At 47.5% G+C, this 26711-nt stretch carries 31 protein-coding genes, 2 tRNA genes and 1 pseudogene; 30 read left to right on the top strand and 4 right to left on the bottom strand.

Annotation, left to right across the window (positions count from 1 at the left end; all coding sequences use genetic code 11):
- The first annotated feature begins 322 nt into the window (after positions 1-322).
- Entirely contained in the window at positions 323-1384 is a 1062-nt protein-coding gene (gene dinB / locus HMPREF3091_RS02255) for a DNA polymerase IV (RefSeq protein ID WP_035503907.1), read from the top strand.
- 63 nt (positions 1385-1447) lie between these two features.
- On the opposite strand, the gene pepD is transcribed toward dinB, so the two are convergent.
- The gene (pepD, locus tag HMPREF3091_RS02250; RefSeq protein WP_070713874.1) at positions 1448-2908 is read right to left on the bottom strand and encodes a beta-Ala-His dipeptidase; all 1461 of its coding nucleotides are present in this window, start codon (positions 2906-2908) and stop codon (positions 1448-1450) included.
- A 256-nt stretch (positions 2909-3164) separates the two neighbouring features.
- Between pepD and gpt the strand changes: the two genes are divergently transcribed.
- The 5 genes from gpt to proA all read left to right on the top strand — a co-directional run bounded on the left by gpt (position 3165) and on the right by proA (position 7997).
- Positions 3165-3623, top strand: coding sequence for a xanthine phosphoribosyltransferase (gpt, locus tag HMPREF3091_RS02245; protein WP_035503893.1), 459 nt, complete (start codon positions 3165-3167; stop codon positions 3621-3623).
- Positions 3624-3793: 170 nt separating this feature from the next.
- Positions 3794-5041: an esterase FrsA gene (frsA, locus tag HMPREF3091_RS02240; protein WP_004095194.1), complete on the top strand. Its 1248-nt coding sequence runs from the start codon at positions 3794-3796 to the stop codon at positions 5039-5041.
- 60 nt (positions 5042-5101) lie between these two features.
- Positions 5102-5503 (top strand): sigma factor-binding protein Crl, encoded by a 402-nt coding sequence (crl, locus tag HMPREF3091_RS02235; protein ID WP_070713871.1) that lies wholly within the window; start codon positions 5102-5104, stop codon positions 5501-5503.
- Between the two features lie 113 nt (positions 5504-5616).
- Positions 5617-6723, top strand: coding sequence for a glutamate 5-kinase (gene proB, locus HMPREF3091_RS02230; RefSeq protein ID WP_004095198.1), 1107 nt, complete (start codon positions 5617-5619; stop codon positions 6721-6723).
- A 20-nt stretch (positions 6724-6743) separates the two neighbouring features.
- Positions 6744-7997 (top strand): glutamate-5-semialdehyde dehydrogenase, encoded by a 1254-nt coding sequence (proA, locus tag HMPREF3091_RS02225; protein ID WP_070713868.1) that lies wholly within the window; start codon positions 6744-6746, stop codon positions 7995-7997.
- Positions 7998-8044: 47 nt separating this feature from the next.
- Here the strand turns inward: proA and HMPREF3091_RS02220 are convergent, their stop codons facing one another.
- Positions 8045-9076, bottom strand: a complete 1032-nt coding sequence (locus HMPREF3091_RS02220) for an NADP-dependent oxidoreductase (protein WP_070713865.1) — start codon at positions 9074-9076, stop codon at positions 8045-8047.
- Between the two features lie 269 nt (positions 9077-9345).
- Between HMPREF3091_RS02220 and HMPREF3091_RS02215 the strand changes: the two genes are divergently transcribed.
- The 6 genes from HMPREF3091_RS02215 (at position 9346) to HMPREF3091_RS02190 (ending at position 13825) form a co-directional block, all read left to right on the top strand.
- Positions 9346-9421, top strand: a tRNA-Thr gene (locus HMPREF3091_RS02215).
- 165 nt (positions 9422-9586) lie between these two features.
- On the top strand, positions 9587-10786 hold the full coding sequence (locus tag HMPREF3091_RS02210; RefSeq protein WP_070713864.1) for a tyrosine-type recombinase/integrase: 1200 nt from the start codon (positions 9587-9589) through the stop codon (positions 10784-10786).
- A gap of 380 nt (positions 10787-11166) precedes the next feature.
- Entirely contained in the window at positions 11167-12168 is a 1002-nt protein-coding gene (locus HMPREF3091_RS02205; RefSeq protein WP_070713860.1) for a hypothetical protein, read from the top strand.
- A 224-nt stretch (positions 12169-12392) separates the two neighbouring features.
- Entirely contained in the window at positions 12393-12590 is a 198-nt protein-coding gene (locus HMPREF3091_RS02200; RefSeq protein ID WP_070713858.1) for a helix-turn-helix transcriptional regulator, read from the top strand.
- Positions 12591-12689: 99 nt separating this feature from the next.
- A complete protein-coding gene (locus HMPREF3091_RS02195) occupies positions 12690-13205 on the top strand; it encodes a hypothetical protein (protein WP_070713855.1) in 516 nt (171 codons plus the stop codon).
- Positions 13202-13825, top strand: coding sequence for an ORF6N domain-containing protein (locus tag HMPREF3091_RS02190; RefSeq protein ID WP_070713853.1), 624 nt, complete (start codon positions 13202-13204; stop codon positions 13823-13825). Before HMPREF3091_RS02195 ends, HMPREF3091_RS02190 begins: the two co-directional genes overlap by 4 nt.
- Before the next feature lie 630 nt (positions 13826-14455).
- Here the strand turns inward: HMPREF3091_RS02190 and HMPREF3091_RS22805 are convergent.
- Positions 14456-14641, bottom strand: a complete 186-nt coding sequence (locus HMPREF3091_RS22805) for a YlcI/YnfO family protein (protein WP_083321338.1) — start codon at positions 14639-14641, stop codon at positions 14456-14458.
- Positions 14642-14705: 64 nt separating this feature from the next.
- Here HMPREF3091_RS22805 and HMPREF3091_RS02185 point away from each other — a divergent pair, with 64 nt between their 5' ends.
- The 12 genes from HMPREF3091_RS02185 to HMPREF3091_RS02135 all read left to right on the top strand — a co-directional run bounded on the left by HMPREF3091_RS02185 (position 14706) and on the right by HMPREF3091_RS02135 (position 22366).
- Positions 14706-15095: a host cell division inhibitor Icd-like protein gene (locus tag HMPREF3091_RS02185; protein WP_371328670.1), complete on the top strand. Its 390-nt coding sequence runs from the start codon at positions 14706-14708 to the stop codon at positions 15093-15095.
- Complete coding sequence (locus HMPREF3091_RS22590) at positions 15088-15258, top strand: hypothetical protein (protein ID WP_168168164.1); 171 nt, start codon at positions 15088-15090, stop codon at positions 15256-15258. The genes HMPREF3091_RS02185 and HMPREF3091_RS22590 overlap by 8 nt, the downstream gene beginning before the upstream one ends.
- Complete coding sequence (locus HMPREF3091_RS02180; RefSeq protein WP_070713850.1) at positions 15251-15484, top strand: hypothetical protein; 234 nt, start codon at positions 15251-15253, stop codon at positions 15482-15484. The genes HMPREF3091_RS22590 and HMPREF3091_RS02180 overlap by 8 nt, the downstream gene beginning before the upstream one ends.
- Complete coding sequence (locus tag HMPREF3091_RS02175; RefSeq protein ID WP_070713845.1) at positions 15477-16268, top strand: ORF6N domain-containing protein; 792 nt, start codon at positions 15477-15479, stop codon at positions 16266-16268. Before HMPREF3091_RS02180 ends, HMPREF3091_RS02175 begins: the two co-directional genes overlap by 8 nt.
- Entirely contained in the window at positions 16265-16570 is a 306-nt protein-coding gene (locus tag HMPREF3091_RS02170; protein WP_070713842.1) for a hypothetical protein, read from the top strand. The genes HMPREF3091_RS02175 and HMPREF3091_RS02170 overlap by 4 nt, the downstream gene beginning before the upstream one ends.
- Before the next feature lie 79 nt (positions 16571-16649).
- Positions 16650-17018, top strand: coding sequence for a hypothetical protein (locus HMPREF3091_RS02165; RefSeq protein ID WP_004092361.1), 369 nt, complete (start codon positions 16650-16652; stop codon positions 17016-17018).
- Positions 17018-17638: a hypothetical protein gene (locus tag HMPREF3091_RS02160; protein ID WP_070713838.1), complete on the top strand. Its 621-nt coding sequence runs from the start codon at positions 17018-17020 to the stop codon at positions 17636-17638. Before HMPREF3091_RS02165 ends, HMPREF3091_RS02160 begins: the two co-directional genes overlap by 1 nt.
- Before the next feature lie 9 nt (positions 17639-17647).
- Positions 17648-18004 carry a hypothetical protein gene (locus HMPREF3091_RS02155; protein WP_070713835.1) on the top strand — a complete coding sequence of 119 codons (357 nt, stop codon included), beginning with the start codon at positions 17648-17650 and terminating at the stop codon, positions 18002-18004.
- Positions 17997-20717, top strand: coding sequence for a TOPRIM and DUF927 domain-containing protein (locus tag HMPREF3091_RS02150; protein ID WP_070713832.1), 2721 nt, complete (start codon positions 17997-17999; stop codon positions 20715-20717). Before HMPREF3091_RS02155 ends, HMPREF3091_RS02150 begins: the two co-directional genes overlap by 8 nt.
- Positions 20717-21058: a single-stranded DNA-binding protein gene (locus tag HMPREF3091_RS02145; protein ID WP_051874088.1), complete on the top strand. Its 342-nt coding sequence runs from the start codon at positions 20717-20719 to the stop codon at positions 21056-21058. The genes HMPREF3091_RS02150 and HMPREF3091_RS02145 overlap by 1 nt, the downstream gene beginning before the upstream one ends.
- A gap of 148 nt (positions 21059-21206) precedes the next feature.
- Positions 21207-21986 carry an antitermination protein Q gene (locus HMPREF3091_RS02140; RefSeq protein WP_070713829.1) on the top strand — a complete coding sequence of 260 codons (780 nt, stop codon included), beginning with the start codon at positions 21207-21209 and terminating at the stop codon, positions 21984-21986.
- Positions 21987-22288: 302 nt separating this feature from the next.
- Positions 22289-22366: transfer RNA gene (locus tag HMPREF3091_RS02135), tRNA-Ile, on the top strand.
- 529 nt (positions 22367-22895) lie between these two features.
- On the opposite strand, the gene HMPREF3091_RS21995 is transcribed toward HMPREF3091_RS02135, so the two are convergent.
- Positions 22896-23171, bottom strand: a complete 276-nt coding sequence (locus tag HMPREF3091_RS21995) for a DUF1883 domain-containing protein (protein ID WP_083321337.1) — start codon at positions 23169-23171, stop codon at positions 22896-22898.
- 264 nt (positions 23172-23435) lie between these two features.
- Between HMPREF3091_RS21995 and HMPREF3091_RS22800 the strand changes: the two are divergent.
- From HMPREF3091_RS22800 to HMPREF3091_RS02105, 6 genes and pseudogenes are all read left to right on the top strand, one after another.
- Positions 23436-23638: pseudogene (locus HMPREF3091_RS22800) on the top strand (type II toxin-antitoxin system HicB family antitoxin); the annotation flags it as partial.
- 163 nt (positions 23639-23801) lie between these two features.
- Positions 23802-24062: a phage holin gene (locus tag HMPREF3091_RS02130; protein ID WP_227660456.1), complete on the top strand. Its 261-nt coding sequence runs from the start codon at positions 23802-23804 to the stop codon at positions 24060-24062.
- Positions 24062-24589, top strand: a complete 528-nt coding sequence (locus HMPREF3091_RS02125; RefSeq protein ID WP_070713821.1) for a lysozyme — start codon at positions 24062-24064, stop codon at positions 24587-24589. Before HMPREF3091_RS02130 ends, HMPREF3091_RS02125 begins: the two co-directional genes overlap by 1 nt.
- Positions 24586-25086 carry a hypothetical protein gene (locus tag HMPREF3091_RS02120; protein ID WP_070713818.1) on the top strand — a complete coding sequence of 167 codons (501 nt, stop codon included), beginning with the start codon at positions 24586-24588 and terminating at the stop codon, positions 25084-25086. The genes HMPREF3091_RS02125 and HMPREF3091_RS02120 overlap by 4 nt, the downstream gene beginning before the upstream one ends.
- Positions 25087-25143: 57 nt before the next feature.
- A complete protein-coding gene (locus HMPREF3091_RS02115; RefSeq protein WP_070713815.1) occupies positions 25144-25683 on the top strand; it encodes a hypothetical protein in 540 nt (179 codons plus the stop codon).
- Positions 25684-26303: 620 nt separating this feature from the next.
- On the top strand, positions 26304-26648 hold the full coding sequence (locus tag HMPREF3091_RS02105; RefSeq protein WP_070713810.1) for an HNH endonuclease: 345 nt from the start codon (positions 26304-26306) through the stop codon (positions 26646-26648).
- The last annotated feature ends 63 nt before the right edge of the window (positions 26649-26711 follow it).

Genomic DNA, 26711 nt, shown 5'->3' with positions numbered 1-26711 from the left:
CCTTCGCCAGTGGGCTCATGGAAATGCATTTGCTGACTGGCGAACGAAATATTTCACTGCAATCCCATAGTCACCGCAATCCCATAGGATATTGACGTTCCAAACCGGAGCGGAGATGGCGTCTCGGATAAAAGCGCGCGAGTTGAGAGCCCCCGCGCAGCTGATTGGCGAACGAAATATTACACCGGAGCCTCATAAACGTCAGGCGAAAGAAACAATACCCCGCGGCCACATCAACGGCAGACGAACAAAATTCCCCCACTTCCCATCCCCCACAAATAACCTGTATACTTATACAGTCATCAACTCCAATATTCTTTTTATGCGCAAAATCATTCATGTCGATATGGACTGCTTTTATGCCGCAGTCGAAATGCGTGATTTCCCTGAATTACGCGATGTTCCGCTGGCGATCGGTGGTAGCCGCGATCGCCGTGGCGTCATTAGTACGGCGAACTATGCAGCGCGTAAATTCGGGGTGCGTAGTGCCATGCCAACAGGGCAGGCGCTGAAACTTTGTCCCCATCTCACGTTGCGGCCGGGGCGCATGGATGTATATAAAGATGTCTCCAATCATATCCGCAGTATTTTCCAGCGCTATACGTCTCTGATTGAGCCGCTGTCGCTTGATGAAGCCTATCTTGATGTCACAGACTGTACTTTATGTCATGGCTCGGCCACGCTGATTGCAGAGCAAATCCGTAAGGATATTGCAGCAGAGCTGGATCTCACGGCATCTGCCGGTATTGCCCCAATCAAGTTCTTGGCAAAAATAGCGTCAGATTTAAATAAGCCAAATGGCCAATACGTGATCACACCTGCTCAGGTTGATGAGTTTATCCTTCAACTACCGCTGAAAAAGATACCCGGTGTGGGCAAAGTGACTGCGGCTAAGCTGAGTGAGCTTGGGCTGAATACCTGCGCTGACGTGCGCCGTTATAATTTGGCGGAGTTATTGCGCCGTTTTGGTAAATTTGGCCGCGTCTTATGGGAGCGCTGTCATGGTCAAGATGAGCGCGAAGTAATGCCCGACCGTTTGCGTAAGTCGGTCGGCGTTGAGAGAACGCTGTCGGAAGATATTCATCGTTGGGATGAATGCGAAGTGTTGTTGGAAAAGCTGTATGAGGAGTTGGAGCGTCGTTTGCGTAAAGTACAGCCTGATCTGCATATTGCTCGTCAGGGGGTAAAACTCAAATTTCATGACTTCCAACAGACAACGCAGGAGCATGTATGGCCAGTGCTTGATAAACAAGATTTATTCAAAGTGGCTCAGCAGGCATGGGATGAACGCCGCTCTGGGCGTGGAGTTCGTTTGGTGGGGTTGCACGTGACGTTGCTTGATCCTCAGCTAGAAAAACAGCTTTCTCTGGATATTGATGGTTAGCGTTAACATACAAAAAAGCCAACCCGAGGGTTGGCTTTGTTTTTTGCTAAACAATCAGAGGGACTAAGCTTTCTCTGGAATCGCTTTTAACAGTGCGGTCAGCAGCTGCCAGTATTGACCAACGCTGGCAATGTGAACCTGCTCATCTGGGGAATGTGGGCCGGTAATGGTTGGGCCGATAGAAACCATATCCATTTCTGGGTAAGGCTTTTTGAACAGACCACACTCTAGACCGGCGTGGATCACCATGATGTTCGGCGTAGTGTCGAACAACTTTTGATAGGTTTCACGCACCAGATGCATCACTGGAGAGTTAGCATCTGGTTTCCAGCCAGGGTAGCTCCCTTTAGCTTCAACGTGTGCGCCAGCCAGTTCACCCAGCGAGGTCAATTGGCTCACAACCGAGTCTTTGCCGCTGTCGATTAGAGAACGGATCAGACAGATAATTTGTGCTTCTTTGGCGTCTGTTGTCACCACACCTACGTTCAGAGAGGTTTCCACCACGCCTTTCACTTCGTCGCTCATGCGAACAACGCCGTTAGGCGTACCGTTCAACAGGGCGATGAAGCGCTGCTGGCTATCAGCCGTCAGGGCTTGAGAATCGCTCTGTGCGGATTCAACCAGAATATTCAGGTTTTTTTCTACCGCGGCGAGTTCGATTTTCAGAATGCTCAGGAAGGTTTCTGCCAGCGTTTTTAGTTTCGCCAGATTTGCCGAAGGAACGGCCAATACCGCTGTCGCTTCACGCGGAATTGCGTTACGCAGCGTACCGCCGTTCAGATTCAGTACACGCAGACCCAGCTCGGTGGCGTGGCCAGCTAAAAAGCGCGCCATCAGTTTGTTGGCATTGCCTAAACCTAGATGGATATCACCGCCCGAATGGCCGCCTTTCAGACCTTTGATCGTCAGCTTAACGATGTCATGGCTTGCAGGAACGGCTTCGCGCTGCAGCGGCAGCGTGGTGATGAAGTCGATGCCACCAGCACAGCCCATGTAGATCTCACCTTCTTCTTCAGAGTCGGTATTGATCAGAATATCAGCCTGTAACCAGCCGGCTTTCAGGCCGAACGCACCTTCCATGCCGGCTTCTTCGGTCATGGTCAATAGCACTTCAATAGGACCATGAGAAACGCTATCGTCAGCCAGAACGGCCAGCGCAGAGGCCATACCAATACCGTTATCAGCGCCTAGCGTGGTGCCACGTGCTTTTACCCAATCACCGTCGATGTATGGCTGGATGGGGTCTTTAGTAAAATCGTGTACGGTATCGTTGTTTTTCTGTGGAACCATGTCCAGATGAGCTTGTAGCACAACGGGTTTACGATTTTCCATTCCACGGGAAGCGGGTTTGCGCAGCAAGACGTTACCGACTTCATCACGTTCAACGTGGATACCTTTTTCTTTTGCCCATGCAACGATGTGCGCGGCCAAAGCTTCTTCATGATAAGAAGGGTGGGGAATAGAACAGATATCCGCAAAGATTTGCCATAGTGGCTGTGGAGATAGCTGAGACAGTTCAGACACGTTAAGTCTCCTGATGATCAGTTGTGCTGCTGACAAGAGCGACACAATAGGGGGTTAAGAGATATTCTCATTTTTTCAGAGAATACCACTATATTTGCTTATGTGGACAGACTAAGGCACTAAATCCGTCATCAGCAGTGCGCCTTTGTGTGAAAGAGGCTGGTTTTTATTGCTCTGGCTCTCTATAATCTCGCGCAACCTTTTTTCCCCCCCGACCAATCTTTAAGCCATGAATATTATGGCTGGGACACTATTAATGAGCGAAAAATACGTTGTAACTTGGGATGTGTTGCAAATGCACGCACGTAAGCTGGCTGCACGCCTGATGCCTTCTGAACAGTGGACTGGAATTATTGCGGTAAGCCGTGGTGGTTTGGTTCCTGCCGCATTACTGGCGCGTGAACTGGGTATCCGTCACGTTGATACCGTTTGTATCTCCAGCTACGACCATGACAACCAGCGTGAGCTCAAAGTCGTTAAGCGTGCTGAAGGCGATGGCGAAGGTTTTATCGTTATCGACGATCTGGTTGATACCGGTGGTACAGCACTGGCGATTCGCGAAATGTATCCAAAAGCGCATTTCGTGACTATCTTCGCAAAACCAGCCGGTCGTCCACTGGTTGATGATTACGTCATCGATATCCCACAGAATACGTGGATTGAACAGCCATGGGATATGGCCGTTTGCTTCGTTGATCCCATCAGCGCTCGCTAATTAGCCTCTGGCTATCAAATTTGATGTAAAGAAACGTCCGGCTTTGTCCGGACGTTTGTTTTTTAGCTCCCGAGTTCGTTACACTAGCTTTAGCGCTCGCTGTGCGAGATTTAGCTCCGTCGCTTCTTGTTTGCGACGGTAAAGACAGTACTCGGAGGCTGCCGTCTATCATGTCCCAAGCAAACCTTTCTGAAACCTTATTCAAACCTCGATTTAAGCATCGTGAAACATCCACGCTGGTCAAACGGCATGGGCATGTTCCACAGGCTTCGATTGCCTCTGCGCTGGAGGGAACCTCGCAGGCCAATTGGTATCGCACGATTAATCGCCTAATGTGGGTCTGGCGTGGCGTCTCACCTATTGAGATTGAGCATGTATTATCGCGTATTGCAGCCTCTACGGCAGAACGTAGCGACGAAAAGTTGCTCGACACCGTGGTGGGCTATCGCAGCGGTAACTGGATCTATGAGTGGTCACATCAGGCCATGGGCTGGCAACAGCGCGCTCAGGAAGAAAAAGATCCGCAGGTGGCTGGAGATTATTGGCTTCAGGCAGCAAATCTCTACAGCATCGCGGCTTATCCGCATTTAAAAGGTGACGATCTGGCTGAGCAGGCCGAGGTTTTGGCTAATCGTGCCTATGAAGAATCGGCCAAACTGTTGCCTTATTCGCTTAAAGAGATTGAGTTTGCCATTGACGGCGGTCGTAAGATCACCGGTTTCTTGCATATGCCGGATAACAGCAACGGACCTTTCCCTACGGTGCTGATCTGTGGTGGATTGGATATGATGCAGAGCGATAGCCATCGTCTGTTCCGCGATTATCTAGCGCCAGCAGGCATGGCGATGTTAACCATTGATATGCCTTCGGTCGGTATGTCGTCACATTACTGTTTGACTCAGGATTCCAGCCGCCTGCATCAGCAGGTCTTAAACGCATTGCCGAATGTGCCGTGGGTTGATCACACTCGTGTATCGCTATTTGGTTTTAGGTTTGGTGCGAACGTGGCGGTACGTTTGGCTTATCTGGAGCCTCGCCGTTTACGTGCGGTCGCAACTTTGGGACCGGTGGTGCACAACTTGCTCTGTGACCCGCGTATTCAGGAGCGAGTGCCTGATATGTACATCGATGTTTTAGCCAGCAGGCTGGGAATGGAGAGCATTTCGGATGCCGCTTTGCGCACTGAGCTAAGCTGTTATTCATTGAAAACGCAGGGATTGTTAGGACGCCGCTGTCAAACGCCGATGCTGGCAGGATATTGGGATCGCGATCCATTCTGCCCGAAATCTGAGGCTAAGCTAATCGTCGATTCTTCCTTGAATGGCAAATTACTGATGGTGCCATCATCGCCACTGTATGAAGGTTTTCATAAGGCTTTACATCAAGTTTGTGATTGGATTAGCGAACAATCATATTAATTTGATTGCTAAAGTTTGTAAATTTGTTAAAAAAGAGTAACCACAACAGGAGGATGCTGTATGACATTACCAGGTGGTTACTCTAAAAGCCGCTTAATCAAAAAATTTACTGCGCTTGGCCCTTACATTCGTTCGGGGCAGTGTCAGGAAGACCATTTCTTTTTTGACTGTCTGGCTGTTTGCGTCAACGTCAAACCGAATCCGGAAAAACGAGAATTTTGGGGATGGTGGCTCGATCTGGCCGCTGAGGAAACACATTTCACCTATCGCTATTCGTTTGGGCTATTCGACAAACAGGGTGTTTGGCAAGAGCAAGTTATTAAAGATCCCGAAGTGACCGAGAAATTAGAACAAACCTCGCTTAACTTCCATAACCGCCTACAAGAGCTTTTAACGACGCTCGAGATTAAAATTCAGCCAGCCGACGACTTTTCTGAAGAGTTAGTTCGCCTTAGAGCCTGATCCGGCGCAGTAATAAGTGTGCTTTTGCGTTATGCCTGTTGGCATAACGCGCCTCTCCTGATACTTTTTCTCTTTCCCCTAATTTCTCAAACACCAATAAACGGCAAAAGATTATGAGTGGCAGCCAAACCCTAGTTGTAAAACTAGGTACCAGCGTATTGACCGGCGGTTCGCGCCGTCTAAACCGTGCCCACATCGTGGAACTCGTTCGCCAGTGTGCTCAACAGCATGCGGCGGGGCATCGTATTGTGATTGTAACCTCCGGTGCGATTGCCGCTGGACGTGAGCATTTGGGCTACCCCGAGCTCCCCGCAACGATTGCCTCAAAACAGTTGCTGGCTGCCGTAGGACAGAGCCGTTTGATCCAGCTGTGGGAACAGCTCTTTTCCATTTACGGTATTCACATTGGGCAAATGTTGCTGACGCGCGCCGATTTGGAAGATCGTGAGCGTTTTCTGAATGCGCGTGACACTCTGCATGCTCTGATGGACAACCGCATCGTTCCTGTTATCAACGAAAATGATGCGGTCGCCACCGCGGAAATTAAAGTTGGCGATAATGACAACCTTTCCGCGCTCGCGGCGATTTTAGCGGGTGCCGACAAACTGCTGTTGTTAACCGATCAGGCAGGATTATTTACCGCCGATCCCCGCCATAACCCAACGGCTGAACTTATTCGTGAAGTCACCAGCATCGATGATGCACTGCGCGGTATTGCGGGCGATAGTGTATCGGGTCTTGGTACGGGCGGTATGACGACTAAATTACAGGCTGCCGACGTGGCGTGTCGCGCCGGTATCGATGTGATTATCGCGGCGGGTAGCAAGCCGGGCGTGGTTGGAGACGTGATTGACGGTGTTTCCGTTGGGACTCGTTTCCATGCGCTGGAAACACCGTTGGAAAATCGTAAACGCTGGATCTTTGGTGCGCCACCAGCGGGCGAGATCACCGTGGATGACGGTGCCGTTGCGGCTATTTTAGAGCGTGGAAGTTCACTGCTGCCAAAAGGGATCCGTGAAGTTAGCGGTGATTTCTCACGTGGTGAAGTGATCCGTATCCGTAACTTGGAAGGGCGCGATCTTGCCCATGGCGTAAGCCGCTACAACAGCGATGCGCTGCGCATGATTGCCGGTCATCATTCCCAACAGATCAGCGGCGTACTGGGTTATGAATATGGTCCAGTCGCGGTACATCGTGACGATATGATCGTGAGCATATGATCGTCAGTGAAGGAGCAACCATGTTAGAAGAAATGGGTAAGGCCGCTAAACGCGCATCCTACCACTTAGCTGTTCTTAGCTCGGCACAGAAAAATCAGGCGTTGGCGCTGATTGCTGATTACCTTGAGCAGGATAGTGAATCTATTCTACAAGCTAATCAGATGGACGTTCAGCAGGCTCGTGAAAATGGCCTGAGCGAGGCGATGTTAGACCGTCTCCAACTGACTCAGAGTCGTTTGGAAGGCATTGCTAACGATGTGCGGCAGGTATGCAATCTGACCGATCCGGTTGGCAAAGTGATTGATGGCAGCGTGCTGGACAGTGGTTTGAATCTGGAACGTCGTCGTGTGCCGTTAGGTGTGGTTGGTGTGATTTATGAAGCCCGCCCTAACGTTACCGTAGATACCGCGGCACTGTGCTTGAAAACCGGTAACGCGGTGATCCTACGCGGCGGTAAAGAAACGCATCGTACCAATCAGGCAACGGTAAAAGTGATCCAACGTGCGCTGGAGAAAGCCGGCTTGCCGAGCGACGCCGTTCAAGCGATTGAAAGCCCTGACCGAGCGTTAGTTACTGAGTTGCTCAAGCTGGATCGTTACGTTGATATGCTGATCCCACGCGGTGGGGCAGGGTTACATAAGCTGTGCCGCGAACAGTCAACAATCCCTGTGATTACCGGCGGTATTGGGGTGTGTCATATCTATGTCGATCAGGGCATGGACGTTGAACAGGCCTTGAAGATTATCGTGAATGCCAAAACCCAGCGCCCAAGCACCTGCAATACGGTCGAGACGTTACTGGTGAATCAGCATGATGCATCGCAGTTCCTGCCAGCGTTAAGTCAACGCATGCAGGACGTTGGTGTGTCACTGCACGCTTGCCCACGAGCATTACCGCTGTTGAGCCAAGGGCCAGCGCCGGTTAAGCCTGTGCAAGAGGCAGAGCTAAATGATGAATGGTTGTCGCTGGATCTGAATGTCGTCGTGGTTGATGGATTAGACGGTGCCATTGAGCATATTCGCGAACATGGGACTCAGCATTCAGACGCTATCTTGACGCGTAATATGCACAACGCCGATCGCTTCGTGCGTGAGGTCGATTCTTCTGCGGTGTATGTCAATGCCAGCACCCGCTTCACCGACGGCGGCCAGTTTGGTCTTGGTGCTGAAGTGGCCGTGAGCACGCAGAAACTCCATGCCCGTGGTCCAATGGGGTTAGAAGCGTTAACCACCTATAAGTGGATTGGCTATGGTGATGATTTAGTACGCAGTTAAATATTTAGCCAAAGTGAAAACGGCGCTTAATGCGCCGTTTTTTTGATCTACTCAGCGACTTTAATAATCAACTTACCAAAGTTTTTCCCGCTCAATAATCCTTGGAATGCGGTGATGCTGTTCTCTAACCCGTCCACAATATCTTCTTTAAAGACAATTTTTCCCTGAGCCAGCCATGTACTCATTTGGGCATAAAACTCAGGGTAACGATCGCCGTAATCCTGCGAAATAATAAAGCCTTCAACCCGCATACGTTTCTTTAGAATGGTCGACATGAATAACGGCAACCGATCTTGCTGGTGGTCGCTATGATGTCCGTTATATTGGCTGATCATACCGCATACGGGAATGCGCGCTTTGGTATTCAGCAGCGGAAGAACGGCGTCAAACACGGCACCGCCTACGTTTTCATAATACACATCAATGCCTTGGTCACAGGCTTGTTTAAGCTGATGGGCGAAGTCAGGGGCTCGATGGTCTATACATACGTCAAAGCCCAGCTTTTCAACGGCATAGCGACATTTCTCTACGCCGCCAGCAATGCCGACTGCACGGCATCCTCTCAGTTTCGCAACTTGACCGACGACAGAACCGACAGCGCCCGTTGCTGCGGCAACCACCACGGTTTCTCCCGCTTGTGGATTGCCGATATCGGTTAATCCCATATAGCCCGTAAAACCGGGCATACCCAGCAAACCTAAAGCATAAGAGGGATGCGCCATATTCGCGTCTAGCTTTTGTAGGCCTTCACCATCAGAGAGCGCATAGTCTTGCCAGCCGGTGTAGGCTAAAACTAGATCGCCTACTTGATAATCTGAGTGCTGCGATTGCTCCACGCGACATACGGTACCGCCGCAGATAACATCACCAATCGCGAGTGGGGGAGAATAGGAGGGAGCGTCATCCAAACGGCCACGCACGTAGGGATCTAAAGAAAGATAGAGCGTACGCAACAATACCTGACCCTGTTCCGGCTCTGGCTGGGCGACTTTCTCTAAGCGAAAATCCTGATCGCTGGGCATTCCCTGAGGGCGTTGCGCCAACACATAACGGCGATTAATGCGAGATGAGATAGACATAACAGGCTCCGTAACAAGTGAACGGTCATTCCACTATTCTGCATAATGGAAACTTCTTCCAGCCTAACGAAAAATCTCAGTATGTGATGTCGTTTGTGTGCGGCTTCATATGATTTTTGGATATAAACAATATCCTTAAGAACGAAATAGGTTGGAGTGTTGATTAAATCGTCATACGAAACCGGATGCCCTTGACGCTGCTAGAGAATTTCACTATCGTAATTTCCGCACTTCGGGTGATACCGATACCCAGCAAAATTTCTCCCTGTGCCGATATAGCTCAGTTGGTAGAGCAGCGCATTCGTAATGCGAAGGTCGTAGGTTCGACTCCTATTATCGGCACCATTTCAACTTCTACTTGTGTCTACCAAAATCAACAGAACCCTTCTATAATCATGCATTCGCAGCCTTTCATAGTCTCCCTTGGTCTACTGACATAGCATAAAATCTACATGCAAATGGGGGTATATATGGGGGTATTCTCTGTTCGGTCTAGTTTAGGTACCCCCAATGAAGCTAAATGCTCGTCAGGTAGATACTGCAAAGCCTAAAGACAAACCTTATAAGCTCGCTGATGGCGGTGGTCTGTACTTGCTTGTGAAGCCAAATGGCTCTCGTTACTGGCGATTGAAGTACCGCATTGCAGGTAGAGAGAAATTGCTCGCTATTGGTGTTTATCCCGATGTTTCTTTGGCTATGGCTCGTGCAAAACGTGACGAAGCGAAAAGGGGAATTGCGGGAGGTATAGATCCGAGTGAAGCTAAAAAAGAAGAAAAACAGGTTCGTGAATCCCTCGCTAAAAATACTTTCCGTGAAATAGCTCTCGAATGGCACGCTAGCAAAATTAAGAAATGGTCTGCTGGATATGCCTCCGACATTATAGAAGCCTTCAATAACGATATTTTCCCTTACATCGGTAGTATGCAAATTTCAGATGTAAAGCCTTTGGTTCTACTGAACGTCCTCAGACGAATAGAAGAGCGCGGAGCAACTGAAAAGGCCAAGAAAGTGCGTCAGCGATGCGGTGAGGTATTTCGTTATGCAATCGTGACAGGGAGAGCTGAATATAATCCAGCACCAGACTTAACTATTGCGATGCAAGGCCATGAGGCGCAACACTACCCATTCCTGATGTCTGAAGAGTTACCTGACTTTTTTAAAGCCCTTACCAGCTATAGTGGCAGCGAGATGGTTGTACTAGCTGCGAGGACTCTCATTATTACTGGGCTCCGAACGGGGGAGCTTAGATTTGGTGAATGGAGAGAGGTTGATTTTGACAAAGCTATATGGGAAATCCCTGCAGAACGCATGAAGATGCGACGCCCGCATGTTGTTCCGCTATCAACACAAGCTATAGGCTTACTTAAGAAGCTAAAAGAAATTTCTGGCAACTACCCTCTGATGTTCCCCGGACGAAATGATTCACGCAAAGCAATGAGTGAAGCCAGTATTAACCAAGTATTTAAGCGTATTGGTTATGCAGGTAAAGTCGTTGGTCATGGCTTCCGTCATACCATGAGCACTATTCTTCATGAGCATGGATATAACACGGCTTGGATTGAGGCTCAGCTGGCCCATGTGGACAAGAACAGCATACGAGGTACGTACAACCATGCTCAGTATCTTGATGGGCGCAGAGAGATGCTGCAGTGGTATGCCGATTATATAGATAGCCTTGAGTTAGGACTGCCAGCCAGAAAGAAGGCTTAATAGTTCCATTTCCTCACGTGCGTAGAAAGTAGGTCGGTTAGGTTGGTTAAGTCGGTTAATTGTTATGTTTTATAGATATATTAATTAGTTATGCATTAGCATTTAACCGACCATTACCCGACTTTGAGGTGATTTAACCGACTTCATTCATTGTGGCTGGTTATACATACAGTTTTGATAACCTAATTTGAACCATTCGACTCAATTTTGTGACCTCGGATAGTAACTGTGATTTCATACAGTTATTCTTGTTGGTAGCCTTCAATAGACTGAGGTAGACTTGTGCCCAACAAAGCTATGCCTAGGCTGATCCCCGAAAACCAGCACACCTCTACTGGCTGGCATAGTCACTAATATTGGTAGAGGGCGTGAGGTGGCGTATGAGTCAGATAGATGGTGCAGATCTTATTAACGAGCTTGAAGCTAAGTCCACTAAATATATGTGTTTAGCTGATGTGTTATTGCTTTTTAGTCAGAAGCTTAACTGCGATGTAGGGGTTGCTGCTGAAGTCCTTCTTAGCCGTATGCCTCTTGAACAAGATATAAATCCCCCTTATTTTGGACAAAAGATAGGTATAGCGACGTTCAAAAGATCTGACGGTCTACCCCTCCTTTCTAGTCTGTTGGAAGATATTATCATTGGGAAGAGTGACGTTTTTGAGGACAATCCCTTTGGTGAGTCATTATTATCTGAAAAATACTGGGAGTACTCTTTTATTATTGAAGGATTGGAACAAGCAATTTCCTTCAAATTGGATACACTATCCCAAGAGCTCCCTGATTATCTTAAGCCATACAAAACAAGAGTTGGCATTCAATTAACAGAAGTAGCTAATATTATGGCTGGTTGTAAGCCAAGAGAAGTAATAAACAGGTTACCTGAAGCTGAGATTATTGGCGGTTTTATGGCATCATTGTGGGATGCTGTAGATCATAATGTATTATCTGGAACAAATGAAGTTGTTGATTATGGTTACAATGAGGCTCATCGTGCAGATATTACTCTTCTAAAAGATGAAGTGACAGAATGGGCAAAAAAGCACGATATAAAATGGCCTTTTGATGTACCTAATAAGGAAATAGAACTAGCGGATAGTTTTGAGCAAACCATTCAAACATTAAAGACCGAAAAAGAGGAACTTGAAAAAGAGTTGCAACAACTTAGATCCAGCTCTCCGATTTTACTAGGGCACCACAGGACAGATGATCCGTTGGCTATTGCTATAGAACTACGTAACTCTGAGTGGTCGTCTTATAATGAAAACGTTCGATCCACCATCCCTTCAGCAGAATATCTTATCGCAAAGATAAAAAGTGAACATGCTATGTCAGATGCTTTAGCTAAAGCTATTGAAAAAGTGGCATGTCCCATCCAGAGATAATGCTAACCACTTAGGCCTCAGGGTTTTTTACTTCAACCCTGAGGGTAAAAGTTACTCTTAACCCCTAACCCTTTAGGGTATCGCCATCTAGTTATGGGGCAAATTACCCTCACCCTTAGGGTGAAAATAATATCCTCTGCCATTATCCCTAATAGTATGAAAAAATTAGCTATTTCTATGTAACCATATGCCTCGTAAACCGCAATAGACGTTACGAGGTAAATATGTCGCAGTCATTCATTAGATTATCTGAAGTTCAGCGCCGTACAGGTTATAGCAAGGCTTGGATCTATCGCCTTATGTCTCAAAGTAAATTCCCAGCATCAGTGAAAATTGGTTCGCGTTCTATCGCTTTCATAGAAAGTGAAGTCGATGAATGGATCAATTCCCGCATCGAAGAATCTCGCAAGGAGATCGCATAAACACCCTATGTGCATTATTTGCGAGAGTTTGCGGCTGTTTTCATTCATCCTTCGATTGCCGTCGCGACAGCTAACAAAAGCTTAAACTGAGAATAACCAATGAAACTGAAAAAAAGTCCCTTTGCTGGGGAGGGACAGACTCACTCCAAACCCATCACGAGCGGTATTTTGGTTAATGGCTTGCCTATCGAATTAGTTCGCCAATGGACCGAATATTCAACAAAGCAAAGTTTTGCCGTATCGGTATCTACTGAAGTGCGTCGTCAGTATTACCCGAATGATGCTGCATTTGGTAAGGCTATGCGTGTGGCTGGCTATGTACCGGTTCGTACGAGAAAACTAACAGGTAAGAAAGATAGCTTTTGGCTCTACCGTAAAACTGTCAATGATAAGGGGGTATGTCCACAAGAAACCGCACCGCAAAAGGCTTACAGCGTTTTTGTGCAGGCGTCAGAGCAGCCGAAAAAGGCGTTTAAGCGTGTCGCTGTCGATGGTAAATGGCTGTATGTCTATGCTGACCACATTCGTTTTTTGACTAAAAAACGTGTGCGCGTTGAGGGTAAGCAGGTCATGGGCTACACGGCTAAAGGCTTGCTGGTGGAGGTATTGGCATGAGTGCTTATTTAAATCGGCATGCTGGCCAGAATGAAATCCTTATTCAGCTTAAACAACTTCCTACCTTGGAATTTAATAGCCAACGCGTGGTGACATTCTCAATGATTGATACTGCTCACCAGCGTCCGAAAGGTACGGCGAAAGCGGCTTTTGGTCGTCATCGCTCGCGGTTCGCTCTGGGTCGCCACTTTTTTGAGCTAACTGGGGACGTAATACGTACTCAGTTGCTTTCAGAGTTTTTCCCGAAGCATACCAGCAAGGGGATTGTGATTACTGAGATGGGCTACCTGCTGCTAGTTAAGCCCTTTCAGGACGATCTTTCTTGGCTGGTTCAGGAAGAATTGGTGAATGCTTATTTCCGCTGCCAAGAGGCAGTCACTTTCCATCATGTGGAACTACCGTCATTGCAAGAGCTGGCTGCCATGCCGGTTGCTGATGCGCAAAGTACTGTAACTCGCGCAGACAAACATTCTAAGCAGCTTCATGGCTCACAGGGGAGTAATGGCATGAACCTGCGAAAGAAAGAACTCAAAGCCCTGCGTCCGGCGGAAAAGCTAGTACATGCGATGGGGCAGATTGGTTTTGATAAGTACAAGTGGGAGATTCAGCATAATGGCTAATATCTATGGGGTGTGTCCAGAAAGAGCCTCGCAGTACAAGGGCTGTGGTGATTTTGTCCAGCACACTAACCCTCTTAATGAGGGTCTGTTGCGGTTATCAATTAGTTGGGCACAAACTTTGTGCAACTCTTTTAGAGGTGTGCAAATCACAATCGGTGAAACGCCCAGTTTGAAACTGAAAGCAGATAACTCGTTGTTTGGCCTTATCTCTGTCAGAGAACCAGAATTAGTCAACCTGTTGATCCAGCTTAATTCCGTCGATTCAACGGAATCAGCTAGCTCATTGATTATGTCTAAAATCTGCACCGCAGGGACTTCACCTAATGTATTGATGAAGTCTGATTTTGGCAGTTTTCCTAGCGGGGATGACACGCATAAGACGCAAAAAGAAAAAGGCAGCGTTCGCAGCGCTGCCCTTTGGGATGATTGCTCGTTCAATCATGAGGAGAATCATTATAGTACAGATTTGGATAATAACGCAGATTTGCATTTGTATGGGACTTTAAGTCCTGCACAAACTTTGTACACCGAAATTATAGGTACGCAAAATTTGCAGGTAACTAAACGATACTCGCAAAACAACGCCGAAATAATCGGGGCAGTTCACAGCGCTAACGATATTAGCTCCGCTCAGCTTTCCGGTTCTGGTCTGGCTTTCTTGCGCTGGCGTCGTTTGATTTCGCCTTTAAGTGCAGTAATTATGTACTGTGCTGTACTCTCCCCATCCTCTTTTGTTGCTTCGACATTCTCAGCAATCTCATGGGGTACTCTAGCCTGCATTTTCTGTGACTTGTTATTTACATTATCTGGTGGCATCACTGGTTTCCTTTGTTTTAACTGGGTGCCAGTATACATCAAAAATAATTATAATATAGACTTGATGTGGGTGCCAGTTAGTGCCTATACTGGGTGCCAGTTAAGTGTTGCCGCACTTAATGCAGTCGAAGCTCCGCAGGATTGCCGTCCATGCGGAGCCTCTATCCACAATGTTATCGGAGCTAACACTATGGCATTTACTCATAGTACCCAAACTCGCCCTAAATTTACATACCTGTTCTTGGGCACCCCAAGTGATTTACCTACCTGCACACCCACTGTTCTTCGCGCTGAAGCGGACACGGAAGCAGAAGCACGTGCCAAATTTATTGATTGGGACCTGACCTTTGCAGCTCAGATCCGCACGGCTGCACCTTCTCGCCTGCAATTGTTCTCTACTGACGACGGTTTCATGTGGATCTACGAACAACGTCAGGAGGCCAGCCATGCGTAAAGCTAACCGAACTGAACCCGTTGATGCCTTGGGCAAGATCCAAGCATTGGCAGCCGCAGCCGGATACCTCGTTTCGACTGAACGCGAAACCCAGCTGTGCTTCGAGCTTATTGACCTGATTGAAGGGATCGCTAGCAAAGTGTTGGAGGAAGAAAATGCCTAACAACCATATCTATCACACTGACTCAAATGTATTGCTTGGCTTGCAACGCTCCTTAGACCTGATGAATTGCACCCAACTGATCCTCAATAGTGGCGACAAGAAAATGCAAATGTACGTGCAGTCATTAGTTGATGTCGCTCAGGAGTTGACCCAGCAGGCGGTGAATGCACTGGATTTTGGTGAACAGCCACAGAACAAAGGTGAACAGGGGGTGTGCAATGGCTAAGAAAACTGAGCTGATGGCTGTTGAAGCCAAAGATCTGCAAGTTATCGAATATCGTGGGAAGCGTGTAGCAACCACAGAGCAGCTAGCGGCGGGGTATGGCACAACGGTGATCCGCATTCAGCAGAACCACACCCGTAATGCAAACCGCTTTGTTGAAGGTAAGCACTTTTTCAAAATCAGCGGAAATGAGCTGAAGTCATTCCGACTATCTTTAAGCGAGTCGGTTAATAAACATACAACCTCATTGATTCTCTGGACTGAACGCGGCGCCGCCAACCACGCCAAGATGCTGGAAACTGATCAGGCTTGGGAATACTACAACGACCTGACCGAGTTCTACTTTACTCAGCGTGATGCCAAGGCATTATCTGCACCAGTGGAGCTATCCAAGCTAGAAATCATTCAGCTTGCGTTGGAATCTGAAAAAGGCCGACTGGCGGAGAAAGAACGCGCTGATCATGCTGAGCGAACCAAAGGCCAGATTAGCCGCAAGCGTGAGGCCTCCGCACTCGGCAAACTGAGCGCCAAGAGTCGCCGCTGTAAGGAGTTGGAAGAAAGACTCGGTGAAGGTGTTAAACACGCGACCATCAAGAAAGTCGAGAAGGCTACGGGTGTAAAGGATACCTACAAGTTTGTTCCGCTACGTAAGTGGTGTCGTGATAACGGTATGGATGCAAAGGATGTGGTTGATGATCGCTGGGGAAGCGTGAAGGCTTGGCCTGCACAAGCATGGTTGGCAGTTTATAACATCGACCTCAACGTATTATTTGGGGGTAACCTATGAGCCACATCGAAAATGTTTTATCTAGGACTGACTTAGATAAAAATAACATAGAGTCCCTGAAATATATTCGCCAGCATTCTGAAGCGGCTTACGCTGGATTAATCTCGGGGCTTGGTGCTATGGGTAATGCCATATTTTGGGCTTGCGATAATGAAAATTATACCGAGTCGGAAGCAAAAGAGGATTTACGCGGTATCGGTGAAATGATGATGTATATACCCGGCATTATTGCAGCATTGAAATTTAATGCGGATGAAGCGGACTTTAATATTAAGGAACGCGATAAAACACCGAAACGCTAACGACTATTTTCTTTTAACTATTTTCATTACGGACTCAGTCCGGGGCATCACTCGGCCTGAATCCGGAGAGGTTCATATTATGAATAAAAACATTGAATCAAATCGTAAGCACATTGCTAATGCTTTTGTGGATTATTGCAAGCGCCGTAATTGCGGCCATTCCGTCTGTGTCGTTACGGTCGGGCGCAAGCAGATTATCTTGGGTGACCTGACGGCTGACGGGGTGCATCGTTGCCTGAAGGACTGCTTTGAGGTTGAGTGCATCAAAAAATACGGAAAGGCAAGTAGCCAGAGTTTATTGGAGTCGACCTATCCGGGAATGTTGAATAAGGACAATACAAAGCTGACGCCAGAAGGGATTGAATTTATGTCATCGCTTATGGCTAACGCCGTCGAAATTGCATTAAAGGACCCGAAAGGCAATCACTTTGGATTGGAGATGTACTAATGAACAATATTATTCATACCGAATTTGGAAAAAATAAAGCTGTCGGTAAATACCGTGTAGAGGCTACTGCGGATGGCGTCAATATTATGCGCTCCAACCATAAGGGTATATTTGAACACGTCGATTTAGTGCCATTTTCCGATGTAATGCGCCGACTGGATGCTGGCGAATGGGAAGAAGAGATCACGTTGTCATTCGACATTATCAAAGCATGGGGCAGTAGCCGAAAAAGCGCAACGGACAGTGATTTATTACTGCTGTGGCGCTGGCTGATTGCTACCGCATTTATACGTGAGCAGCGCGAGGAAAACGGCACAGAGCGGGTTGAATGGCGACCGGGCGAATTCAAGGACTGTGCAATATATGTCGGCGAACATGGCAGCATGAATCTCTATCCCCTAACCGAACGCTTGGCGATGGCGAATAACATCGAAGGGGCGTTGATTGAGCGTTTTGGCCCTGAGCAAGGTGTCAAAAATGTCATCGGGTTTTACACGATGATGGTTGGTAACGATCAAGGGCTATCGAAGGTCGGGCGTGAAATATTGGCGGATTTGCACGATAGCTTCATTGAACAACTGAACCGTGAAGGTTTACCTACTGCGCCGACGGCTCATTAAGGAGGAAATATGAAACTCATTACCAAGAATTTTCGCCTGAATGCGCTGGCAAACCAGTTCTCAACAGCCATCTTCGACCTTATCCGGCAGCAGAACGGCGGAGACTGGTTCATTGTCAATGCAGACGGACAGGAGATTCGCGTGGAGGTTATTGGTGGCGTTAGCGGAATACGTGATCTGGTGGATGCGTGTTTTCTCGCGGCTCTGAAAGACATTGGCTCTCAGTGGGAGGGGATAGCTATCAAATGGCTGGCGCAGTGTGTTGTTGATGGTGAATTGTCCGAGCGGGGCATTGAACTTTGGACATCCATGCGGGCGGATATGGGTGATTCAGTCGCCAGACGCGGAGGGGCGTTCCATGCGTAATATTGACCTGATCCGTGAGGTAAAGCGGCGTTCTGCTGGTGGTTGGTCGCAGCTTTTACCTCAGTGTGGCATTGATGTCCCTGTTCGTGACGGGCATGGACCATGCCCTATCTGTGGTGGTACTGACCGATTTCACTTTATTGACGACCACAATGGTGGTGAATGGTATTGCCGTCAGTGCGACGCACCGAACCATGGGGATGGACTTGATCTGATCGCTCGAGCCAACAGCATCAACATCACCGAAGCAGCTGAAATGGTTGCTGTGGTGTTGGGTATCGGTGACCGTACAGTACAACAGGCGGGTATCGTAATCCAACCGCCGGTGAAACTCGTCAAGGCCGATAAGACTGAAAAGCCGATAGCGGACCGTGTCGCAGGGCTGCTGTTGAAAACCCATCCGGGTGATTCGCTTTACCTTGCTAACAAGGGGCTTCCAAGCCCCTTTGAAGCCCTGCTGGATGATGGATCAATGGTGCTGGTGTTGCGGTCGATTGACGGTGCTGTTACCGGTGCGCAAATCATCAAGCCGACAGGTGAGAAGCGGTTATTGTCCGGTACCCAAAAGAAGGGGGCATTTATCGCGGTGTGGCCGCTACCAGCCGCAGTTGAAACGGTAGTGATCGCCGAAGGTAACGCCACCAGCGTTACATCAGCGTTACTGATGCCTGATGCGCTGCATGTCACCGCGATTGATGCCGGTAATCTACTGCCAGTGGCACAAATGTTTCGTGAAGCCTATCCATCGGCGCGGATCATTATTGCTGGTGATAATGACTGGCACGAACCCGGTGAGGTTGATGAACACGGAAAGCCTCGGGTTAATACCGGAAAACTATCGGCAGAAAAAGCGGCTCTTTCCGTGGCTGGCTGGGTATCTGTACCGCCGACAGACAAAAAGGCGGACTGGGATGACTACCGCCAACAACATGGGCTTGAAGCAGCCGCAAAAGCTTTTGCATCTGCCCTCTATCAACCTCAGGCGGATATTCAATCCGAACCCACTAAAGGTCACAAAGAGAACGATCTCAAGCCTTACGTGGATAAACGCCGAGAAGGGCTGTACTGGGTAGAGCCCAAGTTGGACAACAGTACGAATGAAATCCTCGAAAAGGAATCATGGCTATCGACGTTAGTCAACGTTGTTGGCGTTGGTGAGGATGATGCTGAGCGCTATTTGATACTCGCATGGACACCCGAGGGAACGGACAAAGAGCGTATTGAAGCGATCCCTTTGCGCGATATTGGCGAAAAAGAGGGATGGGCAAGGATGAAGTCGGGCGGAATGCTGATCACTGCAAAAAGTGGCCTGCGTTCTCTCTTAGCCGATCACCTTCAACGTAGCGGCAACCGCGAGCTGTGGTCTATCGCTAATGCGACCGGTTGGCAGTACGGCGCTTACATCATGCCGGATGCATCCATTATTGGGCGTCCAGAAAGGCCAGTCTTGTTCAATGGTCGATCGGCAGCGGCGAAAGGTTACTGCGTAAAAGGTACGGTCGAGAGTTGGAAAGGCAGTGTTGCGAAGCTGGCTTATCGTAATCCATCAATGATGTTGGGCATTGCCTGCGCCTTGTCTGCACCGCTGATCGGTTTAGCGGGGGCTGATGGTTTTGGCGTTCATCTGTTTGGGGGCTCTTCTGCGGGTAAAACGACTACCGCAAATGCAGCCAGTAGTGTTTACGGTGAACCTGATGCGTTGAAACTCACGTGGTACTCAACGGCACTCGGCCTCGTGAACGAAGCTGCTGCACATAATGATGGTTTTATGCCGTTGGATGAAATCGGTCAGGGGGGCAACCGTCGTGCGGTGGCGGAATCGGCTTATGCCTTATTTAACGGTGTAGGGAAAATTCAAGGCGCTAAAGAGGGCGGGAATCGCGACCTTAAACGCTGGCGAGCGATGGCCTTTAGTACCGGAGAAATTGACCTAGAGAGCTACATTCGAGCCGATGGTGGGAAGATTAATGCGGGGCAATTAGTCCGACTTCTTAACGTTCCCATCAGTAAAGCGACAGAATTTCATGGCTATGCAGATGGTAAGGCGCATGCGGATGCGATGAAAGATGGGTATCAGAATAACTTTGGTGCCATTGGTCGGAAATGGATCGCATATCTTGCAGAGCACCATGAGCAGGCAGTGAAAATTGTCAGAGATTCTGAACGTCGCTGGTTGTCATTATTACCCCCTGAAGCGAGTGAGCAAGTTCGACGTGTTGCGAGTCGCTTCGCCATTCTGGATGCCGCATTGCGCCTGTCCTCCGATTTAACGGGGTGGGACGAGTCCGTAAGCCACGATGCATTGTTGCATAGCTTTAATGCGTGGGTTAGTGAGTTCGGCATGGGTAACCGCGAAGCCAAAGCATGGGTTGAGCAGGCCACTGCATTTCTACAGCAGTTTGGTTTGAGTCGGTATTTGCCTTACCCAGACTCTGATCCGCGAGATTTACCCATTAAAAACCTTGCAGGGTACCGTGTCACGAACCGTGTGACGGATGTTATCGCTTTCCACACATGGCCAACGGTATTCAAGGACGAAATAGCTGCGGGTGCTAATTACACTGCCTTTGCCCAAGCGTTGGCAGATGCGGGAATGTTGGACAAACCCAGCAAAGGTATCAGTAAAAAAACACTTAGCCACGGGGGGAAACAATGCCGGTTCGTTGTGTTGAGTTTGCCCATTGATGATTCAGATGATGAGGAGAATGACTAATGACCGCACATATTGCCGCACATGGACGCCTTGTGTCTGACGTGCAATCAAAGGCTACAACCAATGGCAACTCAATGGCATTGGCGCGTATGGCCGTGTCGCTACCTTGCCATGCCGCTGATGATGGGCAGTCCACATTCTGGCTTGCTGTCACCGCTTTTGGAAAACAGGCTGATTTCTTAGCTAAACATGGAAAAGGCGACCTCATTAGCGTTTCCGGTTCAATGAATATCAGCCAATGGACGGGGCAGGATGGGCAAGTGAACACCGGGTATCAGGTACTGGCGGATTCTGTCATTAGCGCCAAAACAGTGCGCAGTGGTGGTAGTCGTCGCCAGTAAGAGACATGGCGGCCTGAGTGCCGCCTTATCTCCTCTGAATATAGAGTGAAGCTACTTAACAATATTGATTGCAATAAATGCAATGATATTAAGTTATATTGCGCATTGTGGGATAATAAGGCATCAGAAATCCCCATAGGGTATTGCTATGAAAATCGAAAATGCGTTAAAGCACTTTGGGCCTAAAGGGATGAATATTACCGGTATGTCTGGCGGGACATCTCCCGATCGCATTAGGGGTACCGACCTGATGGCGGCGATGGGCATGGCGGAAGCGAGAGCCAGCTTTGGTATGGCGGCTTTCCTCGGTAAAAGTGGTATCAGTGCTCAAGATAAGATCCGCACTGTTGAAGAGTTGAGCAAGTACGCTTTGCGTCATGCGCCGAAACTGGTTGTTAAATCTGCAGGTAACCGGTTAGGGCAATGCATGGTCGTTCTTGCGAAACTTGCCTTTGAAGAATACGCACGATCGGCGGCGTCAATGTCGGAATGTGATAAGTGTAAAGGTGATGGACTCATCTATAGCTACCAAGATGTTGTGAAACATCCCGGCATCACGAACGCCGATGGTGAGGTCGTTTATTCTCCTACCATCAAACGCGAGCGAGTAGGTGTGTTATGCAAGCACTGCAACGGTAAAGGCAAAGTATCTCAACGCTGCCGCTGTCATGGTACAGGGAGAGTGCGGGATTTAGAGAAGTCAGCACTGCTTGGCCGACCGATAGATAAAACGTGTGAGCGCTGCTCTGGAAGAGGATATAAACGTACGCCAGCCTCTAAAGCTTACAGAGCCATTACAGCATGGGTGCCAGAATTACAGGAAAGGACATGGAATCGTAATTGGAAGCCTTACTTTGAGGCGCTGGTGGCAAAATGTGATATTGAAGAGAGTTATGCGGATAGCGTGTTTAACGAAGTGACTCGTTAGACACTGTTTGGAAACGATAGCGACAAATTAAGACATAAAACTTGCATTTTGTCCGAAGCTGGTTTAATTTGGCTAAATAGTGGGAATTTGTATCGTTTATCCACTCGCAATCATTTGAACCCGCCTAGTGCGGGTTTTTTTATTGTCATTGTCGTACTTATCCGAAAATAACGCTTAGTTATTGTAATGAATTATCTTATATGGTTATTATTCCGCTGCTGTAGCGAGCTAGCGTAGGGATGAGCGTCGTTATCATTGGTGAAAGCCAATTTATCAGCTCGTTACAGCGCCGCGCGTCCTAACCGCCACTAGCTCAGCAGGATAGAGCCGATGACCATATAAGTTGTAGGTGCGAGGTTCGAGGCCTCGGTGGCGGACCAACTATATAAATGGAAATATGGAATGAAGTCATCTAAAGATCTGTATGTATTCTTAGGAATTTGTGTTCTGATGATGGTGTTCTATTTTTCTATGGTTTTGTTCTATGAATAAGTCAGCATATCAATCAGCGAAGAAGGGGTAGCCCGGAGCGTTTGGTATGCTGCACAACTGCATGAGCCATCTTCATATAGCACCGAATACAGGTGCGCGTCTTTCAACCAGTGGAGATGGCTCAGCCGATTGTGTTGATGCTGTATTTCAGGCAGCCACAATATAGAACAATAGTAATATAAAGATTAATGATGATGTAAATGCCGTCATCCCTGTAAGCCATTCACTAATGAAAATGCTCATATCTACCTTTCGATGCCTCTGCAAATCAGTTATATTTTGATACAAATCATAAAGTGTTTTTTTTCAAAATGACATTTTGTTTTTATATATTTTATTGAATTAATATCAGGTAATGGCCTTCGAATAACTGATATGATCATTCATGTGACTTTATTTTCTGCAATACGTAATTCTCTACTTTATGGTTTTATCTCCTGATAGGATACTTATGATGGCTTCATGATATAAACATCCTGAAGTGTGAGTGTCTACTACCACATTCCAAATACCATCATACGGAACTTCAATTATCACAGGGAAATGGCTAAAAAATCCACCGTGATAATCAGCCCAGCTATCTCGGCAAAAGTGGTCGTAATGTTTTTCATTAATTAATAGAACGTTAGCTGGCTCGGAACATACCACTTTAACGTAGGTATTGGCTGTAAGATAGAGTTGAGTCAGTTTCATTTGATGGATCTCTATTGGTAAAAAAATCCCACTGCGATCCGATTCAACACAGTGGGGAGACCAAAAGTTTATAGTCACAACAACAGGGAACCTTCCTACTTGAAAAGATGCCAATACCTATAAATGGTTATCTATGGCGGCACAATAGGTGATTCATAAATTTTACTGAATAATTGATCGTAGTCATTAATTGGTTTGAATGATTTAAAAACACGATAGCATTATTGTGCTGCTAGCTTTCCTTATAGTGAGGTAACAGGGGAGTTTGTTGATGTGCCGCTTAGTGTGGCCTCAAAAGTGCTTATGCTTAATGCTTTTATTGATTCCAGCTTGACGCAAACCGAGCTGGCTAATCGCATGGGTGTCAAGAAACAAGAGATCACCCGGTAAAGCATGCGACTAAAATCGATGCGATTCAGAAAGCTATGCAGGCTCTTGGTAAGAGGTTAGAGCTCCAAGTCATTTAGCTGTTAGGTTCAAGCAAAGGCTACCTTCGGGTGGCCTTTTTCATATGTAGCGCCCAGCCAACAACCATCCACACACAAAACACTTTCTAGCTGAGAGTGGTTACGGCTGGGCGCTATTCACTACATAACCCCGCCTCGCTGGTGGAGGTGAAGGATGAAAAGAATGTACACACGTGCTGCCGATAACACCTTGCTTGCTGGTGGGCTTTCGTCATGGCTATTCAGCCTGATTAATTTCTTCTCACCCAGCGAGTGGATGGTTGTCGGCATCATTGTTGGCATTTTTTGCACTCTGGCTGGCCTTATTTCGGGAATTTATTTCCGCTGCCGCCGTGAGCGCTTATTGCGTGAGTGGATTCAAAGCCGTCAGGTGATAGCAGCTGCGCCGGTGAATGAAGAGCTGGAGATGCTGGAGCGTGATTGATGGGGACTAAAACCAAACTCAGCGCTGCAGTTCTAGCATTAATTCTCGGTGGGGCTACAGCTGACAAAATCCTTGATCAGTTTTTGGATGAGAAAGAGGGCGTTCGAACTATCGCGTATCAGGATGGGCGGGGGATCTGGTCAATATGTCGTGGATTGACACGTATTGAGGGGAAACCAGTCACTCAAGGGTTGAAGCTTTCATACAGCCAGTGCAAACGTTATGACGCCGTAGAACGTGATAAAGCCATCGCTTGGGTTAAGCGCAATGTGATCGTGCCACTATCCGAGCCAGCAATCGCGGGTATCGCTTCTTTTTGTCCGTATAACATCGGTCCCGCTAAATGCTTCCCCTCTACGTTTTATAAGAAGTTGAATGCCGGTGATCGTATTGGTGCTTGCGCCGAGATCAAGCGCTGGATATTCGATGGCGGCAGAGATTGTCGGATTAAAGCAAATAATTGCGCGGGGCAGCCGGTGCGAAGAGGGCAGGAGTCGGAGCTTACTTGCTGGGATATTGATAAATGAATACTAGATCAGCGATCACCATCGCAGTTGTAGCTGTTCTTGCTTTTGGTACCTATTACTACCACGACAAATACCAAGAGCAAACCGAAGCAATTGAGCATCTGCAGGGGGAGATTGATGGACAATCTTCGATCATTGCTGGGCAGTCTTTGCAGTTTAATCGCTTTAATCAGATAGCGGCAGCAGCGGGACAGTATGGCGTGACAGTCCAAGCCAAGGCGCAGGAGAAAGAAATTGAATACCGCAAGATTATTGAGAAAGAGCCAACCTGTGATCTGCTTATCCCTGCTGATATTGCTAGCGGGCTGCTCGGGTACACACACCGTTTACGTGCCACGGCCTTGCACGCCGGTACCGGCAACATTAACTCAGATGGTAGTGCCACCGTTGCCCCCAGCTCGATAACGTATTGTCAGGCTGTTCTGTGGATTAGGCCGCTATTGGCAACTATCGATCAGGCCAATAATCAATTAAGCTCAATTGAACGGTTGAGGTGACTCATCCAGTAGGTGTTTTCTTGTGATAGAATTAATATCTCGATATATGGAGATGTTATGTCACAGAAATTATCATTGGAAAATAATGCACGGCATGAAGCTGGGCATTGGATATCTGGGTGGGTGCTTGGTAAGGCAAGTTTAGATATTGTTCTTGTTGTGCCTGGTAATGGAAACGGTGATAGCTATTGCGATCGCGAACCTCACCCTGACTTTTTATCCTTAGACGGAATTAATAAACACCTATCCGAGCGGATTATAAATCTATTAAGTGGTGCTAAGGCAGAGAGTTATAATGGATTTGTCTTCAATCAAGATATGTTTAATTATTTAATTTCTGACTATGCTGGGGCTTGGCCTGATTATTTTATAGCTGGGGAGCTTTTCAGATATTATTATCGTACAATTCCTTCAGGTTCCAGAGATAGTTACCGTGAGGAATGGGAAAAGCTGCTGACTGCTACAGAGAAACTTATTGTTTCTAATTACCCATTTATTTCAGAGGTGGTTGCTAGGGTGCAGGAAATAAGTAAGCAGCCCGGACAAAAGATTGTTCTCAAGAAGGACGAGTTAGTTGCTTTATATAGCCGGTGCTAGATTACAATGACTATTTCTCTGATGATGGATGCTGGAGTTAGCTAGGTGTTTAGGTATTCATCAACACTATAGATAAGTAGCGAGTGTTCAAATAGTGTATTCTGTCATTTGCTTGTTACTAAAATGGAAGCGGGAAAATGAAAGAATACTTGTTAGTTTGGGAGTTCTATTCAAAGGACTGGAGTCTTTTAGGAAAGGGTAATCACATACTTAGTGTTGGGCATGATGAAATGTTTGAGGATTCCTTAGCTGAATACTGTGAAAGGATGGCAAGCATCAGAAAATCAAGTAAACAGTATTTCATCATTAGTAATTGCATACTGATATAGTTTAATGGAGGCAGTATGAGACATTGCCCTGAGTGTGGTTCATCTTCTGTGGTGAAAGATAAAAAACGAGGAGGTTGGACAGGCGACTATATCTGTGAGGATTGTGGATACAATAATTCTCTGAACGAATTTTTTTCGGAAACTGAATATAAGATGAGAAAGAAAGCAGGAACCTTGCCAAATAATGAAACTCAATAGCTAGGTTCTAATGCTATCGCCTCAATTTTGAAGATTTCAATATGTGATTATTAACCTCGACATAGTTCGGGGTTTTTCTATTTGAGGCTACGAATGAAAGGTCTACGAGTCTACGGAAGCAAATGGGATAGAGCGCGGAAAGAATTCCTGCGGCTGTACCCACTCTGTGCCATGTGCAAAGAGCAAGGCGTGATTAGCGCGGCGACCGTTGTCGATCACATTGTGCCTCACCGTCTAAAGCTAGCGATTCATTCAGGCAACCGTGAAGAGATAGCCAAAGCGCAAAAGCTTTTTTGGGATCGTAAGAACTGGCAAGGGCTCTGTACCAGCCATCACAGCTCGACCAAGCAACGCATGGAGAAACGGGGGCATGCTATCGGATGTGACGAGGATGGGCTGCCGATTGGTGCTAACAAGCACTGGGGAGGGGCGGGGTAAGAGTTCACCCCTCTCACGCTAAATGACCGCCGCTTGTGCTTTGTGTGCACAACCGCGAAATGA

Origin of the sequence: Hafnia sp. HMSC23F03 (assembly GCF_001816025.1) — a bacterium.
Taxonomy (GTDB): Bacteria; Pseudomonadota; Gammaproteobacteria; order Enterobacterales; family Enterobacteriaceae; genus Hafnia; species Hafnia paralvei.
Note: the sequence above shows the minus strand (reverse complement) of the source record. Positions and strands in the feature narration are given on the sequence as shown.

What these genes read in the sequence shown, in the direction of transcription:
- HMPREF3091_RS02175 (WP_070713845.1), top strand. Translation starts at nt 15,477, where the DNA reads ATGGCTAAGAAAACTGAGCTGATGGCTGTTGAAGCCAAAGATCTGCAA.
- HMPREF3091_RS02195 (WP_070713855.1), top strand. Translation starts at nt 12,690, where the DNA reads ATGAAACTGAAAAAAAGTCCCTTTGCTGGGGAGGGACAGACTCACTCC.
- HMPREF3091_RS22805 (WP_083321338.1), bottom strand. Translation starts at nt 14,641, where the DNA reads ATGCCACCAGATAATGTAAATAACAAGTCACAGAAAATGCAGGCTAGA.
- HMPREF3091_RS02120 (WP_070713818.1), top strand. Translation starts at nt 24,586, where the DNA reads ATGAATACTAGATCAGCGATCACCATCGCAGTTGTAGCTGTTCTTGCT.
- HMPREF3091_RS22590 (WP_168168164.1), top strand. Translation starts at nt 15,088, where the DNA reads ATGCGTAAAGCTAACCGAACTGAACCCGTTGATGCCTTGGGCAAGATC.
- HMPREF3091_RS02220 (WP_070713865.1), bottom strand. Translation starts at nt 9,076, where the DNA reads ATGTCTATCTCATCTCGCATTAATCGCCGTTATGTGTTGGCGCAACGC.
- HMPREF3091_RS02205 (WP_070713860.1), top strand. Translation starts at nt 11,167, where the DNA reads ATGAGTCAGATAGATGGTGCAGATCTTATTAACGAGCTTGAAGCTAAG.
- HMPREF3091_RS02200 (WP_070713858.1), top strand. Translation starts at nt 12,393, where the DNA reads ATGTCGCAGTCATTCATTAGATTATCTGAAGTTCAGCGCCGTACAGGT.
- HMPREF3091_RS21995 (WP_083321337.1), bottom strand. Translation starts at nt 23,171, where the DNA reads ATGAAACTGACTCAACTCTATCTTACAGCCAATACCTACGTTAAAGTG.
- dinB (WP_035503907.1), top strand. Translation starts at nt 323, where the DNA reads ATGCGCAAAATCATTCATGTCGATATGGACTGCTTTTATGCCGCAGTC.
- crl (WP_070713871.1), top strand. Translation starts at nt 5,102, where the DNA reads ATGACATTACCAGGTGGTTACTCTAAAAGCCGCTTAATCAAAAAATTT.
- frsA (WP_004095194.1), top strand. Translation starts at nt 3,794, where the DNA reads ATGTCCCAAGCAAACCTTTCTGAAACCTTATTCAAACCTCGATTTAAG.
- proA (WP_070713868.1), top strand. Translation starts at nt 6,744, where the DNA reads ATGTTAGAAGAAATGGGTAAGGCCGCTAAACGCGCATCCTACCACTTA.
- HMPREF3091_RS02185 (WP_371328670.1), top strand. Translation starts at nt 14,706, where the DNA reads ATGTGGGTGCCAGTTAGTGCCTATACTGGGTGCCAGTTAAGTGTTGCC.
- HMPREF3091_RS02155 (WP_070713835.1), top strand. Translation starts at nt 17,648, where the DNA reads ATGAAACTCATTACCAAGAATTTTCGCCTGAATGCGCTGGCAAACCAG.
- HMPREF3091_RS02210 (WP_070713864.1), top strand. Translation starts at nt 9,587, where the DNA reads ATGAAGCTAAATGCTCGTCAGGTAGATACTGCAAAGCCTAAAGACAAA.
- HMPREF3091_RS02125 (WP_070713821.1), top strand. Translation starts at nt 24,062, where the DNA reads ATGGGGACTAAAACCAAACTCAGCGCTGCAGTTCTAGCATTAATTCTC.
- HMPREF3091_RS02180 (WP_070713850.1), top strand. Translation starts at nt 15,251, where the DNA reads ATGCCTAACAACCATATCTATCACACTGACTCAAATGTATTGCTTGGC.
- HMPREF3091_RS02140 (WP_070713829.1), top strand. Translation starts at nt 21,207, where the DNA reads ATGAAAATCGAAAATGCGTTAAAGCACTTTGGGCCTAAAGGGATGAAT.
- HMPREF3091_RS02190 (WP_070713853.1), top strand. Translation starts at nt 13,202, where the DNA reads ATGAGTGCTTATTTAAATCGGCATGCTGGCCAGAATGAAATCCTTATT.
- HMPREF3091_RS02145 (WP_051874088.1), top strand. Translation starts at nt 20,717, where the DNA reads ATGACCGCACATATTGCCGCACATGGACGCCTTGTGTCTGACGTGCAA.
- HMPREF3091_RS02160 (WP_070713838.1), top strand. Translation starts at nt 17,018, where the DNA reads ATGAACAATATTATTCATACCGAATTTGGAAAAAATAAAGCTGTCGGT.
- HMPREF3091_RS02115 (WP_070713815.1), top strand. Translation starts at nt 25,144, where the DNA reads ATGTCACAGAAATTATCATTGGAAAATAATGCACGGCATGAAGCTGGG.
- HMPREF3091_RS02170 (WP_070713842.1), top strand. Translation starts at nt 16,265, where the DNA reads ATGAGCCACATCGAAAATGTTTTATCTAGGACTGACTTAGATAAAAAT.
- HMPREF3091_RS02105 (WP_070713810.1), top strand. Translation starts at nt 26,304, where the DNA reads ATGAAAGGTCTACGAGTCTACGGAAGCAAATGGGATAGAGCGCGGAAA.
- HMPREF3091_RS02150 (WP_070713832.1), top strand. Translation starts at nt 17,997, where the DNA reads ATGCGTAATATTGACCTGATCCGTGAGGTAAAGCGGCGTTCTGCTGGT.
- gpt (WP_035503893.1), top strand. Translation starts at nt 3,165, where the DNA reads ATGAGCGAAAAATACGTTGTAACTTGGGATGTGTTGCAAATGCACGCA.
- HMPREF3091_RS02130 (WP_227660456.1), top strand. Translation starts at nt 23,802, where the DNA reads ATGTACACACGTGCTGCCGATAACACCTTGCTTGCTGGTGGGCTTTCG.
- HMPREF3091_RS02165 (WP_004092361.1), top strand. Translation starts at nt 16,650, where the DNA reads ATGAATAAAAACATTGAATCAAATCGTAAGCACATTGCTAATGCTTTT.
- proB (WP_004095198.1), top strand. Translation starts at nt 5,617, where the DNA reads ATGAGTGGCAGCCAAACCCTAGTTGTAAAACTAGGTACCAGCGTATTG.